The sequence below is a fragment of the Planctomycetia bacterium genome (genome assembly GCA_016795155.1).
GTDB lineage: Bacteria > Planctomycetota > Planctomycetia > Gemmatales > HRBIN36 > JAEUIE01.
This window is the reverse complement of record JAEUIE010000019.1, coordinates 121613-137334: the sequence shown is the minus strand read 5'-3', so window position 1 is coordinate 137334 and position 15722 is coordinate 121613. Positions and strand designations below refer to the sequence as shown.

Genomic DNA, 15722 nt, shown 5'->3' with positions numbered 1-15722 from the left:
CCCTAGTATAATTTAGACTAAATGCTTGAGTCCTTCATTTATTCGTCTTAAAATTCTCCATATTCAGATAACTTTCTGGAACAGAAGTCCTCCGGCGATCTACTATGCCCTTTCTTGTTGTGGTACGTGGCCCCCTGTCTGGGAAACGGTTTGAGCTGAAAAAGGGGACCAATGTTATTGGTCGCAATCCGGAATGCGACATCGTCTTTAACGTCAGTGCGGTTAGCAGGGAACATGCAAAGATCATCTGGCGCAACAATGCCTATTACATTGAGGATCTGAAGAGCAGAAACCTTACCGTTCTGAACGACAAGAAGGTGGAGGCAGACAAGCCTGTAGCGTTAACGCCTGGCGACAAGGTCAAGATTTGTGATTTCTTCTGCGAGTATGTGGACGAAACATCGCTTCCATCATCCAGCATCAGTGAGGATTCAGGAACGGTAGTTTCCTCGGTGCAGGCAGGAGCAGGCTCAGTCAATGTGCTGGCATCTCAGCCGGCAGAACGATTGCGCGTGCTGCTGGAGGTATCCAACAGCCTGGCACGCGCGGTTGAAATCGGGCCGCTGCTGCCCAAAATTCTGGATGGTCTGTTTCAGGTCTTTCGCCAGGCTGATCGTGGATTTTTCATAGTGCAGGACAGTAATGGTCAATTTGTTCCCAAGGCTTTGAAGACACGACGTGAGAAAGATGAATCGACGGCACGCTTCAGCAAGACCATCCTCAGAAAATGTATGGATAATGCCGAAGCGCTGTTGATTGAAGATGCTGCACAGAATGAACAGTTTCAACTGGCAGCGAGCATCTCTGATTTCAAGATTCGTTCCATCATGGCAGCGCCACTGGTTTCCTCTGATGGCGAAGTCTTTGGCGTGTTACAGGTCGATACGCAGGATCGTGTCAGGAAGTTCAACCAGGAAGATCTGCAGTTGCTTATTGCGGTAGCCAACCAGGCTGCGGTGGCACTTGATAATGTCAAGCTGCATGAGAATCTGAATCTGCGGCAGAAAATGCAGCGTGAGATTGAACTCGCAGTGGAAGTGCAGAAGTGCTTTCTGCCTAATCGTTTGCCTGTGCTGGAGGGTTATCAGTTCTTTGCTCACTATAAAGCAGCCCGCGAAGTGGGCGGTGATTTCTATGGGTTTCTTCCTTTAGTAGATAACCGCCTGGCACTTTCAGTAGGCGATATTGCAGGTAAGGGAGTTCCTGCAGCGCTGTTGATGGCGCGGGTGAGCGGTGATGTCAACCTGGCAGTGCTCTCGGAAACCAATGCATCACAGGCTGTACATAAGCTGAACTATCTATTCCATCAGGCAGGTATTTCGGATCGATTTGTTGCATTTTTGCTGTGCATCCTTGATCCATCGCGAGGCACTGTAACGCTGGTGAATGCCGGGCAAGTGCCGCCACTCTTGCGCAAAGCCGATGGAACCATTGAGGAATATGCAGCTAACGAAATGAATGGCTTGCCTTTGGGGGTAGTGGAAGATTTTGCTTATTCCGCCGTTGAGGTTCCACTGAATCCGGGGGAATGCCTGCTCTTGTGCACGGATGGCATAACAGATGCAAACAACAGCAACAAGGAATCTTTCGGCCGTGAGAGGTTGATGGCTGCCATGAAGAATGGCGCCAAAGAGGCGCCACTTTTAGGGCAACATGTTCTGCGTGCGGTGGACGAATTTGCAACTGCACCTGAACAGTTTGATGACTTGACCTTGGTTTGTGTCAGCAGGAATAGTTGAGATTTCCAGTGTTCGATGTAATAATAGCAGACGTTCAGAGAGGATTTTTTGCAGCATGAGCATTGAGACGACGCAAGTAAAAACCCGCAAAGCCAAGCCTAGGCAGCAATCCAAGGATAAGGTGTATCACATGCCACCTTACCATGTGATACTGCTGAATGATGATGATCACACTTATGAATATGTCATCCGTATGCTGGGTGAATTGTTCGGCCATCCAGTGCCCAAGGCATTCCAGATGGCGCAGGAAGTAGATTCCCGAGGCAGAGCAATTGTTGATACCACGACCAAAGAACGCGCAGAGTTGAAGCAGGAACAGATTCATGCCTATGGTGCTGATCCGCTTTCGAAGAATTCGAAAGGTTCCATGTCAGCAGTGATTGAGCCGGCTGAGTAGCGTAATCCGATACGATTCACAGAACGATTTGATTCATGACCATATCATTCAAGCAACATACAGCCTTCGGATTACATGAAGAGTTGAAGCATCTTGGTGTCGATATTACACTCGCCCGTCGGTTGCAGGCAGCGGTTGTCAGACAAAATGGCCAAGTGCCGGAAAGACTTGACCAGGTTTCGAACAAGTTGCTCAAACAGGTGAGGGATGCAACCCATATTCCAGTATTGAAGATTGTAGACCGGCGCACTTCGCCCACCGATGGCTTTACCAAGTACCTCTTTCACGGCGAAGATGATCAGCCTTTTGAAGCGGTTCGCATTCCGCTGCTGCACCGGCCAGGCAATGAGAAGTACATCATCTGTGTCAGTTCTCAAGTTGGTTGTGCCATGGGTTGCGTATTCTGCGCAACAGGCCGGATGGGATTCAAACGCAACTTGCAGACCTGGGAAATCGTTGACCAGGTGATGCGGATCAAGGCAGAGTCGGAACACCCCATCGGCGGCGTGGTATTCATGGGAATGGGTGAACCGTTCCTCAATTATGAGCGGGTAATCCAGGCTGCAGCTATCATGTGTGAGCCGGTGGGCCTGGCCATTGCCGCCAAGGCCATTACGATTTCGACGGTTGGCATTGTGCCCATGATCAAACGGTTCACTGCAGAAGGGCATCCATATCGGCTGATTGTTTCGTTGACTGCTGCTAATTCTGAGAAGCGCAAGCAGTTATTTCCGGTGGAGGGCTCGTTCCCACTGGATGAGTTGATGGCAGCAGTGCAGGAATATCAGAAGAGCAGGGGAGACCGTGCCACGTTGGCCTGGACGATGCTCCGTGGCATCAATACGGGCAAAGAAGATGCACAACAGATTGCCAACCTGGTCAAAGATTTGCCGATACGGCTGGATATCATTGATGTGAATGATGCATCAGGTCAATTCAGTCCACCCAGTGCGGAAGAGTTGTCCCAGTTTCGTGACGATCTGGATGAATTTCTGGGGCAGCCTGTGGTGCGACGGTACAGTGGCGGAGCCGATGTGCATGCAGCGTGTGGCATGCTAGCGGGGGTGGTAAATACTAAAAGTTAGTTACATCGCAGCTTTCAGCATTTTCTCGACTTCAGGATAAAACGGCAGGACAAAGACATAAGCCAGGGTTGCAATGCTGGCAAGGAACAGCAGCACAAACAACAAGTTTCCGATCCAGACCCCAGAGATATTTTCCTCGCGAACCAGGCGGCTGTAGCTCTGAGGAACTGGTACGATGACCGGCTTTTGCCCCTGAACGGATGTCGGCGGCTTGCTGATCGGACGTTCTTTTTGAAACGGAATCGGCGGTTGGGGGGATACGGGAACATGAGCGAGTGGATCGTGCATGGGCTTCGAAGCCGAAGATAGTTCTTGAAAGATGGGTTCGACCAGTTCAGTGGGGCGTTGCATGGATAAGTCGATTGTCTTGGCTTTTGATTCGATATTGATGTTTGACCAAGTGGGAGAAAGTTGATCCTCTATGGGTTCAGCAGCGGGAAAACTGGGCGCAGCCAGCATAGTGGGCTTGGGTTTAGTCACTGTCTGTCCACTCAACTCGTTCAGCAGTTTGGCTGTTGCGGCGGGTGGGAAGTTTTTCCGCAGTTGTTGCAGGTAGGTTGAGAAGTTGGGTGATTGAATCGCGGTGCTGCAGTCGGGGTAGGGTTTCATCAAGTGGTTGGGATTTAGTTGCAGGAGTTTGCCGCGAATCTGTTCAGCGAGGTTATATTGTGCACTGGTGTGTGCTGCATCAAGTGCGAGCACCAGGAACCTGTCGCGTTCCTGATACTTGCCCTGTGCATGGTAGGTGTCAGCGACGGACTGATAGAGTTCAATGTTATTCATGGAGATATTGCCAGATTGTTCTGGAGATTTTGCGAAGGTTAGTTTACACATTTCAGAACACAATGAGAAAGGGGCAAGTACATGAAAAGTGAAATGTCTGGGAAGGTGATAGTCATCACAGGCGCCAGCAGAAGTCTGGGTTTGCAGTTTGCGAAAGAGTTTGCACAGCGTGGTGCGAAACTGGGATTGATCGACTTGCCTGGACAACCGTGGGGTGGCATTAGTGAAGAGCTCAAGAAAGCCGGCGCTGGGGATGTAGCTATTGAAAGTGCAGACGTCACCGTCGCTGAAGATATCCATCGTGCTATTGATAGCGCACAGAACAAACTGGGGCCGATTGATGTGTTGATCTCCAATGCAGGTATCGGGTTGGATACGCCGGTTGATCCATTCAGCCTTGAGAGCATTCACAAGCAGATTCAAGTGAACTACCTTGGCGTGGCAAATTCGATTGCAGCAGTATTGCCTGGAATGGTAGCGAGGAAATCAGGGCACCTGGTAACAACTGGTAGTATCTCCAGTTATCGAGGTTTACCAGGCATGGCGGGTTATTGTGCGAGTAAGTCTGCTGTGGTAGTCATGATGGACAGCTTGCGAGTCGATTTGAAACCCTATGGCATCAAGTGCACGACACTCAATCCCGGATGGATCAGAACAGGCGTGATTCACACCATTAATGCAGCAAAACCAGGAGTTACCGAGTTGCCGGTAGCAGCCAGCATCATGGCGAAGGCAATAGTCTGGCAAAAGCCTTATGTTTGCTTTCCACTCTGGCTGCGCACGTTGTTTATCTTGAATCGACTGCAGACTACAAACATGGGTGATTGGATGTTACGAAAAATGTGGAAATGGTTTGGCGGTTGAGAAATGAAATGAATAGTTTTGTATATCATCCTAAGATCAATGGTAGCAATAATTTGCGCTACAGTTGAATTGATTTATTACCAACTTTTTTATCAACTTATTGACAGTCTACCTTGCTTCCCTATTCTGAACCTTCCGCCTGTGCGCTTCCGATTATATCGGTGGGCAGGCAACTTTGTGGGCAAAGTAAGTATAAGAAGAGAATGCGAGAATCGACGTGGCTGCAGAGCGCATCAGAATACGAATGGAAGCATATGATCACTCGATCCTTGACCAGTCTGCGATGGATATCGTGGATACTGCCAAGCGAACCGAAGCGATCGTTCATGGACCAATTCCCCTTCCTACGCGTATCGAGCGTTACACCGTCAATCGATCGCCGCACATTGACAAGAAATCGCGTGAACAGTTTGAGATTCGCACCCACAAGCGACTCATTGATATCATGCAACCGACCGCTAAGACGATTGATGCCTTGAACAAGCTCAGTTTGCCAGCGGGCGTAGATATTAAAATTAAAGCGTCCGCAGTCGGTTAGACGCTATCGAGAATCATTGGAACGTTAGACGTACGCTGCCGAGCGTCAGGAATCGCTCGGCTGTATTCGTCTGCAAGGCATAAGAAAAGGCTATAAGGCCATGGCAGAGAAACTCGCCAAACTCAAAGTTGATGTGCTGAACACCCAGGGCCAGGCCGTTGGTGCTGTGGAGATTGACCCTGCAGATTTTGGTGGTTCCGTCAACAAACAATTGCTTCACGATGTTGTGGTCATGCATCTGGCGAATCAGCGTGCAGGTACCCACAGCACGTTGCGCCGCGGTGAAGTTGCTGGTTCAACCAAAAAGCTCTTCAGGCAGAAGGGCACGGGTAATGCCCGTGTTGGATCCAAGCGAACCAATAAGCGACGTGGTGGCGGAACTAGCAAAGGCCCCAAGCCACGCGATTACGAATTCCACATGCCGAAGAAGGCTGTTCGACTGGCACGCAAGATGGCAGTCCTGAGCAAATTCCAGGACAACGAGGCAGTCATAGTTGATTCACTGGCCAGCGCTGACGGCAAGACCAAGGCCATGGCCGGCGTGCTCAAAAACCTGAAATTGAACGGCCAGACGCTGCTGATCGGCGTAGCTGGCCCCGATGACAAGACATACCGTTCAGTACGCAATATCAAGGGTGTCGATTTCTACCCTGTTTCTGATTTCAATACTTACACCATCCTCAAGCGGAAACGTCTGCTGCTGACGCGCGATGCGCTGGAAGCACTGCGAAAGCCTGCTGTTGAGAAGGCTGCCAAATAGGGAGATGCAGGCCCATGTCAACCAGAGCCAACGTTAACACTGTCGCATACGGTCCTGAACTCGAACCGCACCAGATCGTTCTGCGTCCGCTGGTTACCGAAAAGGGCACACACCAGTCCACCCGCTACAATTCGTATACCTTCGAAGTGCATCCACTGGCAGATAAGCTTCAGATCCGTGATGCCATCGAGCATCTGTTCAAAGTGCGCGTGGTAGGTGTCCGTACCATGAACTGCCTGGGCAAGCACAAACGCTTCAAGGGGCTTGAAGGGAAGCTTTCCAACTGGAAGAAAGCCATCGTCAAGCTGCACACGGAAGACAAGATCGACTTTATCTAATTGAAACACAACCTCTGGCATGCAGCTGGAGTGCTGAAGGATAAGCAGAAATGGGTATCAAGACATTCAAGCCGGTGACGCAGAGTCGCAGACAGTTTACTGTCAGCGATTTTGCTGAGCTGACGGATAAGCACCGTAAACCCGAGAAGTCGTTACTTGCCCCGTACAAGCGCAAAGGCGGCCGTAATAATCAAGGGTACACCACCAGCCGGTTCCGTGGGGGTGGCCACAAACGCCGTTATCGGTTGATCGACTTCAAGCGGAAGAAAGACAACACCTGGGCAGAGGTGGTGGCGATTGAGTATGATCCCAACCGCAGTTGTCGCATTGCCCTGGTTAAATATACCGATGGCATTCTGAATTACATACTTGCTCCAGAAGGCTTGAAGGCAGGAGACAAGATTCAAAGTGGTGAGCAGGCTGAGCCACGCGTTGGCAACTGTATGCCTCTTCGCCGCGTGCCTCTCGGTATGCAGGTGCATAACATCGAGATGATTCCCGGTCACGGTGGGCAGATCGCTCGCTCCGCAGGTACCGCTTCCGTTCTGACTGCTCGTGAGGGCAGTTGGGCACAGATCACGCTGCCTTCCGGTGAAATGCGTCGCGTTTCTGTGGAATGCCGAGCCACGATTGGTGAGCTGGGCAACAAAGACCATATGAATATTTCCCTCGGCAAGGCTGGTCGCAAGCGATGGTTGGGACGTCGTCCTCACAATCGCGGTACAGCCATGAATCCCGTGGCACACCCACTGGGCGGTGGTGAAGGTCGATCCAAGGGTGGTCGCCATCCCTGTTCGCCTACTGGGAAATCTGCCAAGGGCGGCAAGACACGTAATCCTCGAAAGACTTCCAACAGCGCGATTATTCGACGTCGTCCTGGTGGCGCTCAATCGATTTCGAAATAATAACAGGTGAAATAGGATCACAACATGAGTCGTTCACTGAAGAAAGGCCCGTATGTCGATCTTCGCCTGCTGGAAAAGGTTCAGAAGGCTGGGAAAGACAAGGAACCGATCAAAACCTGGGCACGAGACTGCACAGTAGTGCCTGAATTCGTAAGCTATACCTTCCTGGTTCATAATGGCCGAATGTTTCAAAAGGTCTTTATTACCGAAGATATGGTGGGACACAAGTTGGGTGAATTTGCACCCACACGAACCTTCAAGGGCCATAGCGGCGCCAAGAAGGCTGAAGCAGCAAAATAAACGACGTTGAGAGACGTTGAGAATTAACCCGGGGTGGAGCAGTGGTAGCTCGCCAGGCTCATAACCTGGAGGTCGTAGGTTCAAATCCTGCCCCCGGAACTGCAAGTAACTCACGGGGTCTGCCCGGCAAAGATCGAGGCAGACCTCTGGTCTTGAAATGCAAGAGAATACAGGCACGAGAATTATGGCAACACGACAATACGTTGCTCATCACTATTACGCGGATGTCACGGCACGCAAACTCCGACCGTTTGCCAACCTGATTCGCGGCAAGCAGGCTGATGAAGCACTGGAAGCGCTGAAGTACCTGCCCAATCGGGGTGCCAGGTTAGTGGAATCTGTGTTGAAATCTGCATTGGGCAATGCTGAGTTCAAGGACGAACGCGACATGGATGAACTCTATGTCAGTGAGGCTCGCGTCGATGGCGGGCCCATGTTCAAACGCATTCAAACCCGTGCCCGTGGCATGGCTTATCGCATTCTGAAGCGGTTGGCCCACATCCATGTCACGGTATCAACGCCCGGTGAAGGGGAGCCGAACTAATGGGACAGAAGATCAAACCTACCGGCTTTCGTCTGGGAATCATGGAAGATTGGCGCAGCCGCTGGTATGCAGGCAAGGGTGAATACTCCGACCTGCTGGTGGAAGACTTCAAGGTACGGAACTACATCAAGAAGAAATACAAACGTTCCGGCATCTCCAAGATCGAGATCGAACGAACACGCGACGAAGTAAAAGTGTATCTCTACACTTCCCGGCCAGGTGGCATCATCGGCCGCAAGGGGCAGGAAGTGGAAAAGCTGCAGGCAGATCTGGAAAAGCTGACCGGCCGCCGCATCAATCTGAAAATTGAAAAGCTCGACAACCCCGAGACGATAGCCCAGTTGGTTGCTGAAGACATTGCCGAGCAACTGGAAAAACGCCAGAGTTTCCGCCGCACGATGAAGAAGGCTATGGAAACAACGATGGAAGCTGGTGCATTGGGAATCAAGCTCCAACTTTCCGGCCGTCTGGGCGGATCAGAAATGGCTCGTCTGGAGAAGTCGGGCGTTGGCCGAGTGCCACTGACTACTCTTCGTTCGAAAATCGATTATGGCTTTGCGGAAGCGTTGATCCCGCAGGGACATATCGGAATCAAGGTTTGGATCAACAACGGCGACTATTTGGAGGAATCCACCCGTGGCCATGATGCCCAAGCGCGTCAAGTATCGCAAAAACCAGCGGGGCAAGGTTCGCGGTGATGCTCAACGTGGCAATTTTGTCGCCTATGGAGAGTTCGGTTTACAGGCTCTCGAAGGTGGCTGGTTGAGCGCTGAGGTCATTGAAGCGGGCCGAGTCACTGCTGCACAATATGTACGAGGTGAAGGCCGGCTCTATATCCGCGTCTTTCCTCACAAGAGTGTGTCAGCTATTCCTGCTGAAACACGTATGGGCAAGGGCAAGGGCGAACCAGAATACTGGGCAGCCGTTGTCAAACCCGGAATGGTGATGTTTGAAATTGGCGGTCTTCCCGAAGATGCTGCCAAGGCCTGTATGGCTCGCATTGCCTATAAACTGCCGTTCAAATGCCGATTCGTTTCACGACGACCGAGCATTGGAGGATAATCATGGCTGCCAAGCTGCCTAGATCAGCTGATATGCGTGCACTGGATGAGGCACACCTGAAGGAAGCGCTGAACGAAGCGATCAAGTCGCACTTCGATCTCCGTTTTCGCACCTCGTCAGGTGATCGCACCAACACGGCATCTGAAGCGAAACAGTTGCGTCGTCAGATTGCCCGCATCAAGACCATTCAACACGAACGCGTGCAGAAGCAAAGCTAACCAGGTGAAAACATGCGCAAGGTATTGATGGGTGTGGTAACCAGTGACAAGATGAATAAGACTCGCCGAGTCGAAATCAACCGCCTTGTCAAGCACGCCCGCTACAGCAAGTACGTAAAACGACGAACCGTCTGCTACGTACATGATGAAAAGAATGAATCACACAAGGGAGACATCGTGGAGATCGAGGAATCACGTCCTCTTTCAAAGCTGAAACGATGGTCCCTGATCAAGATAACCAAGAAGGCGACAAACGTCGCTGAATTGCCGGCCCAGTAAAGCCGGAACACGAGAGGATGGATGTGCCATGGTACAACTCACGACCTACCTCGACGTGGCCGACAATACCGGTGCCAAAGAAGTCATGTGCATCAAGGTATTGGGTGGTTCACGTCGCCGATATGCCGGCCTGGGTGACATCATCGTGGCCAGCGTGAAGAAAGCGCTGCCTGGTGGTGAAGTCAAGCAGGGAGATGTGGTTAAGGGCGTCGTAGTGCGTTGCAAGAAACAGTATCGTCGTGATGATGGTACTTACGTTCGCTTCGACAGAAACGCACTCGTACTGATTGATGCGGAAAAGAATCCTCGCGGTACACGCATTTTTGGTGCAGTTGCCCGCGAGTTACGCGAAAAGAACTTCATGAAAATCATCAGCCTGGCTGCTGAGGTGGTATAACGCGATGAATATTCGAAAAGGCGATCAGATAGTTATCCGCACCGGCGACGACAATACACGTGGCACAACCAAGGTGCTGCGTGTTTTGCGTGTGATCCCCAAGACCAACAAGGTTGTGGTGGAAGGCGCAAACCAGGCGATCAAGCACGTAAAACCCAGTCGTCGTAATCGACAGGGCGGGCGTCTGACCAAAGATATGCCCATCGCTGTGTCCAACATCATGCTCTACTGCACCGATTGTCGAGGCGGTGTGCGTGTTGGCGCTAAAATCAAGCCGGATGGTTCCAAAGTCCGCGTATGCAAGAAATGCAATGCCGAACTGGGACTCATTCGCAAAGCCAAGGCACTGGCCAAAGCTTAGTATCTCAAACACACTCCGCAAGCCGACACCGACCGGCCTGCACAACAGGGTGAACGACCATGGCTCGACTGCATGACAAATACAAGAAGGAGATTCTTCCAGACCTTCAGAAGAAGTTCAATCGGAAGAATGTGCTGAGCATTCCCCGCTTGGAAAAGATCACCATTAACATGGGCGTGGGCAAGGCAATCGAAGACAAGAACAAGCTGGAGGTATCCCAGCAACAACTAACCATGATTGCCGGCCAGAAGGCGGTCATTACCAAGGCTAAGAAAGCTATCAGTGCTTTCCGCCTCCGCGAAGGACTGGCGATCGGCTGCAAGGTGACGCTGCGTGGCAGGAAGATGTATGAGTTCCTTGATCGATTAATCAATGTAGCCTTGCCGCGAATTCGCGATTTTCGGGGTGTGAACCCCAAGAGTTTCGATGGGCAGGGCAACTATAATCTGGGCATTGCCGAGCAGATGGTCTTCCCGGAAATTGAAGCAGATAAGGTGAACTTCACCCAGGGTATGGACATTGCGTTTACGACCAACGCCCGCAATGATGATGAAGCCCGCGAACTGCTGAAAGGCTTTGGCATGCCTTTCCGAACTACCTAACGAAACAAGAGCGCCAGCATAATACGAGGCAACCATGGCAGTAACTGCAAAACGAGCCAAGTTCAAACGAGAACTGAAGAAGCTCGAAGAACAGAAGAAAAATCCTGATAAGAAGGTACTTCTTCCCCGTGAACGCATTCGCATTCGCTTACGCTGTAAGCTGTGCGGACGACCACGAGGCGTCTACCGCAAATTTGGCTGCTGCCGTATCTGTCTGCGAAAGTTCGGCAGCGATGGTTTGATTCCAGGCCTGAAAAAGGCAAGTTGGTAAGAAATGTCTTGCCAGTTCAGTGTGAATTGATAGATACATAAGTCCAGGCATACGACTGGGCGTGTCCCGGAGCGTGCGAGGAAACTAGAGATGATGACTGATCCGATTGCGGATTTCTGCACCCGTATCCGCAATGCATGCCGCATCGAACGTGCAGTAGTTGACATTCCTGCCAATGGACTGAAAATTGGTCTGGCTGAAGCCTTGAAGCAGGAAGGCTACATTTACGAATACCAGGTAGGCCACTTCAAGAAAAACGAAGGTGGCGTTGAGCAGTTCGAGCAGACCAGCGATCCCAAGCTGGCAAAACGCGTTATCCGCATCTATCTGAAATATGGCGCAACGGGCGAACGAGTCATCCAGAAGATTCGTCGCATCAGTTCACCTGGCTGTCGCATCTACCGCAGCTATAAGGATCTGAAGCCAGTGCTGGATGGTTTGGGCATTGCGTTGCTCAGTACCAACAAAGGTGTGAAAAGTGATCGCCAGGCCCGCAAGGAAAAGCTGGGTGGCGAAGTCATTTGTGAAGTGTGGTAAGACAATAACCCTGGCAGCATTGCTGCCTGGCAGTAAGGATCGATATCGATGTCACGAATTGGACGAAAACCGATCACTGTTCCCACCGGCGTCAAAGTTGCCGTGCAGGGGCAGAAAGTCAATGTGGAAGGTCCTAAAGGGAAGCTGTCTCTGGATGTACGTCCGGAAATCGGCGTTGCTTATGATGACAAGTCCAAGTCACTCACATTTTCCCAGCGTACTGATACGCTCAGCACCGAGCGCATGGTGAAATCGCTGCATGGTTTGTCTCGCACACTGGTGAATAACCTGATTGAGGGTGTGACCAAGGGGTTCGAAAAGAAACTGAAAGTGGAGGGCATTGGGTACCAGGCCCGGCTCGACAAGAAAAAACTGGTTCTGACTGTTGGATTTGCCAATGCCATCGAAGTCCCTATTCCCGATGGTATTACAGTAACCTGTCCTGATCCGACATCCATTAATGTCACCGGCATCGACAAGCAAAAGGTGGGGCACTTTGCCGCATCAGTTCGAGCCATGCGGAAGCCTGAGCCTTACAAGGGCAAAGGCATTCGTTACGAAAATGAAGTTGTCCGACGTAAGGAAGGCAAGACCATGGGCAGCACCGGCGCGTAAGCCTGAGTGCTACCAGCAACAATTTTCAGCGGGATTGGTGAAATGGATCGTTTAGTACTCAAAGCCAAACGGGCCGTGCGACGCAAGCACCATGTACGGAATACACTCCGTGCACGTGGTGTTCATGCCCGGCCCCGATTGAGCGTCCATCGCAGTCATCAGCATATTTATGTGCAGATCATTGATGACCAGACAGGCAAAACGCTGGTGGCGGCCAGCACTAATGAAAAAGAAGGCCGATTGAAATACGGCGGCAACAAGAAGGCTGCTGAAGTCATCGGCACCCGCATTGCGGAGAAAGCCAAGGCAGCCGGCATCACCAAGATTGCATTTGATCGCGGGCCTTACCGTTATCATGGTCGCATCCAGGTGTTGGCGGAAGCAGCACGCAAAGCAGGACTCGAATTCTAACCGGGGCAATGTATGTCGAGCGATTCAAAACAGGGTGGCTTGGAAGATAAAGTGATCAAGATTCGCCGTTGTGCCTCGGTGGTCAAAGGCGGACGACGTTTCAGCTTTAATGCACTCGTCGTGGTGGGTGACCGTCGCGGCCAGGTGGGTTATGGTTATGGCAAAGCCAATGAAGTGCCGCCTGCTGTAGAAAAAGCAGTCAAGGATGCCTCACGCAGCCTGAAAAAAGTCATCCTCAAAGGTGAAACCATCCCGCACCGTGTCATCGGCCGTGCTGGTGCAACGCGCGTGGTGATGGTGCCTGCCGGGCCTGGTACGGGTGTGAAAGCCGGTTCGGGCGTGCGTGAAGTGCTTGAACTATCCGGCGTGCGAAACATTCTCACCAAGGTGCATGGCAGTTCCAATGCCCAGACACTGGTGAAGGCTACGATTAACGGTTTGCTGCAGTTGCGAACCAAGGAAACAGTTGAAGCGCTGCGTGGCGTAAAAGCTTAATTAAGTACACCACGTGATGAGTGTAAGCAAAGGCGAAGGACAATGGATCTTACAACGGTACATGTTGGTGTAAATAAACGTCGTCCCAAAACACGGGTTGGTCGTGGAATCGGCTCAGGGCATGGCAAGACCTCCAGCCGCGGTTACAAGGGGCAGGGGAGCCGGGCTGGTACCCGTTCCTATTCGGATCTCTATGCTGGCGGTCAGATGCCGCTCATCCGCCGTATCCCCAAGCGTGGTTTCAGCAATGAAACCTGGCGCAACACGTATATCGAAGTCAACGTGGGCGATCTGGAAGCCAAGTTTGCAGCCAATGCCAGCATCGATCATGCCTCCTTGCGTGAAGCAGGCCTGGCCAACGGGCAGGGCGATGGCATTCGTATCCTTGGCATGGGCAATGTCACCAAGAAGTTCAATCTCAAAGTGCATGGCATCTCCGAGCCTGCCCGCAAGAAGATTGAAGCTGCCGGTGGCAAGGTGGAGATCATTCCTCCACCCAAGAAGCCAGTCAAAAACAAGATGAAGCCTCGGCCTGCCAAGACGAAGTAATTGATTCGTTCTTGGCCTCTCGATACGATGTACAGAGGCTGTGATGAAACACGAAACAGCCGTCAACTGAAGTTGGCGGCTGTTAGCATTACCCGTGACAGGACAGGATGTTGCCTGGCACGTTCTGAAACGCAAGGGAATTCACGTGAATACGCTCTATACGATTTTCTTTCGTATTCCTGAACTGCAGCAGAAGATATTGATCACCATTATCTTCCTGGCAGTCTACCGCATCGGTTACCACATACCACTTCCTATGATTGATCAGCAACAGATTGCAGATCAGTTTTCAGGCCTGGGTGGCGGATTCGGGCAACTGCTGGCTTTTGCTTCAGTCTTCTCAGGCTCGCAACTCAGTGCCGGTACCATCTTCGGTCTTGGTATCATGCCCTACATTTCGGCGTCGATTATCTTCCAACTTCTGGCTACGTTTTATCCACCTCTGGAAAAACTGCAGAAAGAAGGAGAAAGCGGCAGGAAGAAAATCAACGAATATACACGCTACGCCACCGTGCCAATCTGCCTCGTGCAGAGCTACATTTATGTCAACAGTTTCATTCTGGCCCAGCAGGGCGGCGGAAAAACCTTGTTCCTGCCGGGGTGGGATAATTTCTTTGACATACTCACTGCAGTCATGATCATGACATGCGGTACCATGTTCCTGATGTGGATCGGTGAGCAGATTGATGAGTATGGCATTGGCAACGGCATCAGCTTGATCATTATGGCTGGTATTGTTTCTCGTATTCCTGAAGCATTCAAACGACTGTTCTTTATTGAGAACGGAACCAAGTTCAATTGGGGTATTTTTGAAATCAGCAGCAGTGGTCAGGGGGCCAACTTAACAACGTTGATCGTCCTCATTCTGCTCTTCATTCTGGTCGTTTATTTTGTGGTGCTGATCACCAAAGCCCAGCGTCACATAGCTACACAATCCGCTAAGCATGTTCGAGGACGACGTGTCTATGGCGGCATGAGGCAGTCATTGCCATTGCGACTGAATCATGCTGGTGTGATGCCAGTGATCTTTGCCAGCAGCCTGCTGATGGTGCCTTTCTTCCTGCTCAGCATGATCAACAACCTGGTGGATAACAAGTGGTCGTTCGGCATGAAGCTGGCCAACGAGTTTCAGGAACAGGGCTACATCTATAACCTGCTGTATGTGGTGGGTATCTTTGGTTTCTCATTCTTCTGGGTGGCCATCACCTTCAATCCGAAGGAAGTGGCGAATAACCTGCGAGATCAAGGAAGCTTTATTCCGGGTTATCGCCCTGGCAAGCGAACTGAAGAATATCTCAACAAAGTCATGACGCGAATCACCCTGGTGGGAGCGGCATTCCTGTCGCTTATCGCTGTCCTGCCGACCGTCATAGCACGTGGCATGAAAGTGGATTACATGGTGGCCAGCTTCTTTGGTGGCACCAGCCTCTTGATTGTCATCAGTGTGTGCCTGGATCTGGTGCAGAAAATCAACAGTCATCTGGTGATGAGAAACTACCAGGGTGTGACGGAAGATTAACCTGGACCCGTCAGTAACGCATTCTTCAAGGGAGCCAAAATCGGCTCCCTTTCACTTTTTTGGGATGCGAGTTTTGTGGAGAGTTTCATATATTACACTTCTGAATGGCCGGGCGATTCTCTCCCTCGGCAGGATGTCGAGTTCGTTCACGGC

At 51.3% G+C, this 15722-nt stretch carries 25 protein-coding genes and 1 tRNA gene; 25 read left to right on the top strand and 1 reads right to left on the bottom strand.

Features of this window, described 5'->3' with window-relative positions:
- The first annotated feature begins 104 nt into the window (after positions 1–104).
- Genes JNJ77_08285 through JNJ77_08275 form a run of 3 tightly spaced genes read left to right on the top strand, consistent with a single transcriptional unit; the run spans position 105 to position 3221 of the window.
- Positions 105–1739, top strand: a complete 1635-nt coding sequence (locus JNJ77_08285; GenBank protein MBL8822569.1) for a SpoIIE family protein phosphatase — start codon at positions 105–107, stop codon at positions 1737–1739.
- A 55-nt stretch (positions 1740–1794) separates the two neighbouring features.
- Complete coding sequence (locus JNJ77_08280) at positions 1795–2136, top strand: ATP-dependent Clp protease adaptor ClpS (protein MBL8822568.1); 342 nt, start codon at positions 1795–1797, stop codon at positions 2134–2136.
- 35 nt (positions 2137–2171) lie between these two features.
- Positions 2172–3221: a radical SAM protein gene (locus JNJ77_08275; GenBank protein ID MBL8822567.1), complete on the top strand. Its 1050-nt coding sequence runs from the start codon at positions 2172–2174 to the stop codon at positions 3219–3221.
- Here the strand turns inward: JNJ77_08275 and JNJ77_08270 are convergent, their stop codons facing one another.
- Positions 3222–4004: a hypothetical protein gene (locus JNJ77_08270; GenBank protein MBL8822566.1), complete on the bottom strand. Its 783-nt coding sequence runs from the start codon at positions 4002–4004 to the stop codon at positions 3222–3224.
- An 81-nt stretch (positions 4005–4085) separates the two neighbouring features.
- On the opposite strand from JNJ77_08270, the gene JNJ77_08265 reads away from it, so the two are divergent.
- The 22 genes from JNJ77_08265 to secY all read left to right on the top strand — a co-directional run bounded on the left by JNJ77_08265 (position 4086) and on the right by secY (position 15569).
- Positions 4086–4868 carry an SDR family oxidoreductase gene (locus JNJ77_08265; protein ID MBL8822565.1) on the top strand — a complete coding sequence of 261 codons (783 nt, stop codon included), beginning with the start codon at positions 4086–4088 and terminating at the stop codon, positions 4866–4868.
- A gap of 217 nt (positions 4869–5085) precedes the next feature.
- A complete protein-coding gene (gene rpsJ / locus JNJ77_08260; GenBank protein ID MBL8822564.1) occupies positions 5086–5406 on the top strand; it encodes a 30S ribosomal protein S10 in 321 nt (106 codons plus the stop codon).
- A gap of 100 nt (positions 5407–5506) precedes the next feature.
- Complete coding sequence (gene rplD / locus JNJ77_08255; GenBank protein MBL8822563.1) at positions 5507–6166, top strand: 50S ribosomal protein L4; 660 nt, start codon at positions 5507–5509, stop codon at positions 6164–6166.
- A 14-nt stretch (positions 6167–6180) separates the two neighbouring features.
- Positions 6181–6504 (top strand): 50S ribosomal protein L23, encoded by a 324-nt coding sequence (gene rplW, locus JNJ77_08250; protein MBL8822562.1) that lies wholly within the window; start codon positions 6181–6183, stop codon positions 6502–6504.
- 50 nt (positions 6505–6554) lie between these two features.
- On the top strand, positions 6555–7409 hold the full coding sequence (gene rplB, locus JNJ77_08245; protein MBL8822561.1) for a 50S ribosomal protein L2: 855 nt from the start codon (positions 6555–6557) through the stop codon (positions 7407–7409).
- A gap of 24 nt (positions 7410–7433) precedes the next feature.
- Positions 7434–7709, top strand: coding sequence for a 30S ribosomal protein S19 (gene rpsS, locus JNJ77_08240; protein MBL8822560.1), 276 nt, complete (start codon positions 7434–7436; stop codon positions 7707–7709).
- A 27-nt stretch (positions 7710–7736) separates the two neighbouring features.
- Positions 7737–7808 (top strand) — tRNA-Met (locus JNJ77_08235).
- A gap of 85 nt (positions 7809–7893) precedes the next feature.
- Complete coding sequence (gene rplV, locus JNJ77_08230; protein ID MBL8822559.1) at positions 7894–8253, top strand: 50S ribosomal protein L22; 360 nt, start codon at positions 7894–7896, stop codon at positions 8251–8253.
- Positions 8253–8951 (top strand): 30S ribosomal protein S3, encoded by a 699-nt coding sequence (rpsC, locus tag JNJ77_08225; protein MBL8822558.1) that lies wholly within the window; start codon positions 8253–8255, stop codon positions 8949–8951. Before rplV ends, rpsC begins: the two co-directional genes overlap by 1 nt.
- Complete coding sequence (gene rplP, locus JNJ77_08220; GenBank protein MBL8822557.1) at positions 8896–9315, top strand: 50S ribosomal protein L16; 420 nt, start codon at positions 8896–8898, stop codon at positions 9313–9315. Before rpsC ends, rplP begins: the two co-directional genes overlap by 56 nt.
- Before the next feature lie 2 nt (positions 9316–9317).
- On the top strand, positions 9318–9533 hold the full coding sequence (rpmC, locus tag JNJ77_08215) for a 50S ribosomal protein L29 (protein ID MBL8822556.1): 216 nt from the start codon (positions 9318–9320) through the stop codon (positions 9531–9533).
- A gap of 12 nt (positions 9534–9545) precedes the next feature.
- Entirely contained in the window at positions 9546–9812 is a 267-nt protein-coding gene (rpsQ, locus tag JNJ77_08210; protein MBL8822555.1) for a 30S ribosomal protein S17, read from the top strand.
- Positions 9813–9840: 28 nt separating this feature from the next.
- The gene (gene rplN, locus JNJ77_08205; GenBank protein MBL8822554.1) at positions 9841–10209 is read left to right on the top strand and encodes a 50S ribosomal protein L14; all 369 of its coding nucleotides are present in this window, start codon (positions 9841–9843) and stop codon (positions 10207–10209) included.
- A 4-nt stretch (positions 10210–10213) separates the two neighbouring features.
- Positions 10214–10570 (top strand): 50S ribosomal protein L24, encoded by a 357-nt coding sequence (gene rplX / locus JNJ77_08200; protein ID MBL8822553.1) that lies wholly within the window; start codon positions 10214–10216, stop codon positions 10568–10570.
- Positions 10571–10629: 59 nt separating this feature from the next.
- Positions 10630–11172, top strand: a complete 543-nt coding sequence (rplE, locus tag JNJ77_08195; protein MBL8822552.1) for a 50S ribosomal protein L5 — start codon at positions 10630–10632, stop codon at positions 11170–11172.
- Positions 11173–11206: 34 nt separating this feature from the next.
- Complete coding sequence (locus JNJ77_08190) at positions 11207–11443, top strand: 30S ribosomal protein S14 (protein MBL8822551.1); 237 nt, start codon at positions 11207–11209, stop codon at positions 11441–11443.
- A 90-nt stretch (positions 11444–11533) separates the two neighbouring features.
- Complete coding sequence (locus tag JNJ77_08185; GenBank protein ID MBL8822550.1) at positions 11534–11980, top strand: 30S ribosomal protein S8; 447 nt, start codon at positions 11534–11536, stop codon at positions 11978–11980.
- A gap of 48 nt (positions 11981–12028) precedes the next feature.
- Entirely contained in the window at positions 12029–12595 is a 567-nt protein-coding gene (rplF, locus tag JNJ77_08180) for a 50S ribosomal protein L6 (GenBank protein ID MBL8822549.1), read from the top strand.
- A 42-nt stretch (positions 12596–12637) separates the two neighbouring features.
- Complete coding sequence (gene rplR, locus JNJ77_08175) at positions 12638–13006, top strand: 50S ribosomal protein L18 (protein ID MBL8822548.1); 369 nt, start codon at positions 12638–12640, stop codon at positions 13004–13006.
- 12 nt (positions 13007–13018) lie between these two features.
- The gene (rpsE, locus tag JNJ77_08170) at positions 13019–13501 is read left to right on the top strand and encodes a 30S ribosomal protein S5 (protein MBL8822547.1); all 483 of its coding nucleotides are present in this window, start codon (positions 13019–13021) and stop codon (positions 13499–13501) included.
- Between the two features lie 42 nt (positions 13502–13543).
- Positions 13544–14050 (top strand): 50S ribosomal protein L15, encoded by a 507-nt coding sequence (rplO, locus tag JNJ77_08165; protein ID MBL8822546.1) that lies wholly within the window; start codon positions 13544–13546, stop codon positions 14048–14050.
- Positions 14051–14195: 145 nt separating this feature from the next.
- Positions 14196–15569, top strand: a complete 1374-nt coding sequence (gene secY, locus JNJ77_08160; GenBank protein MBL8822545.1) for a preprotein translocase subunit SecY — start codon at positions 14196–14198, stop codon at positions 15567–15569.
- Positions 15570–15722 lie beyond the last annotated feature (153 nt).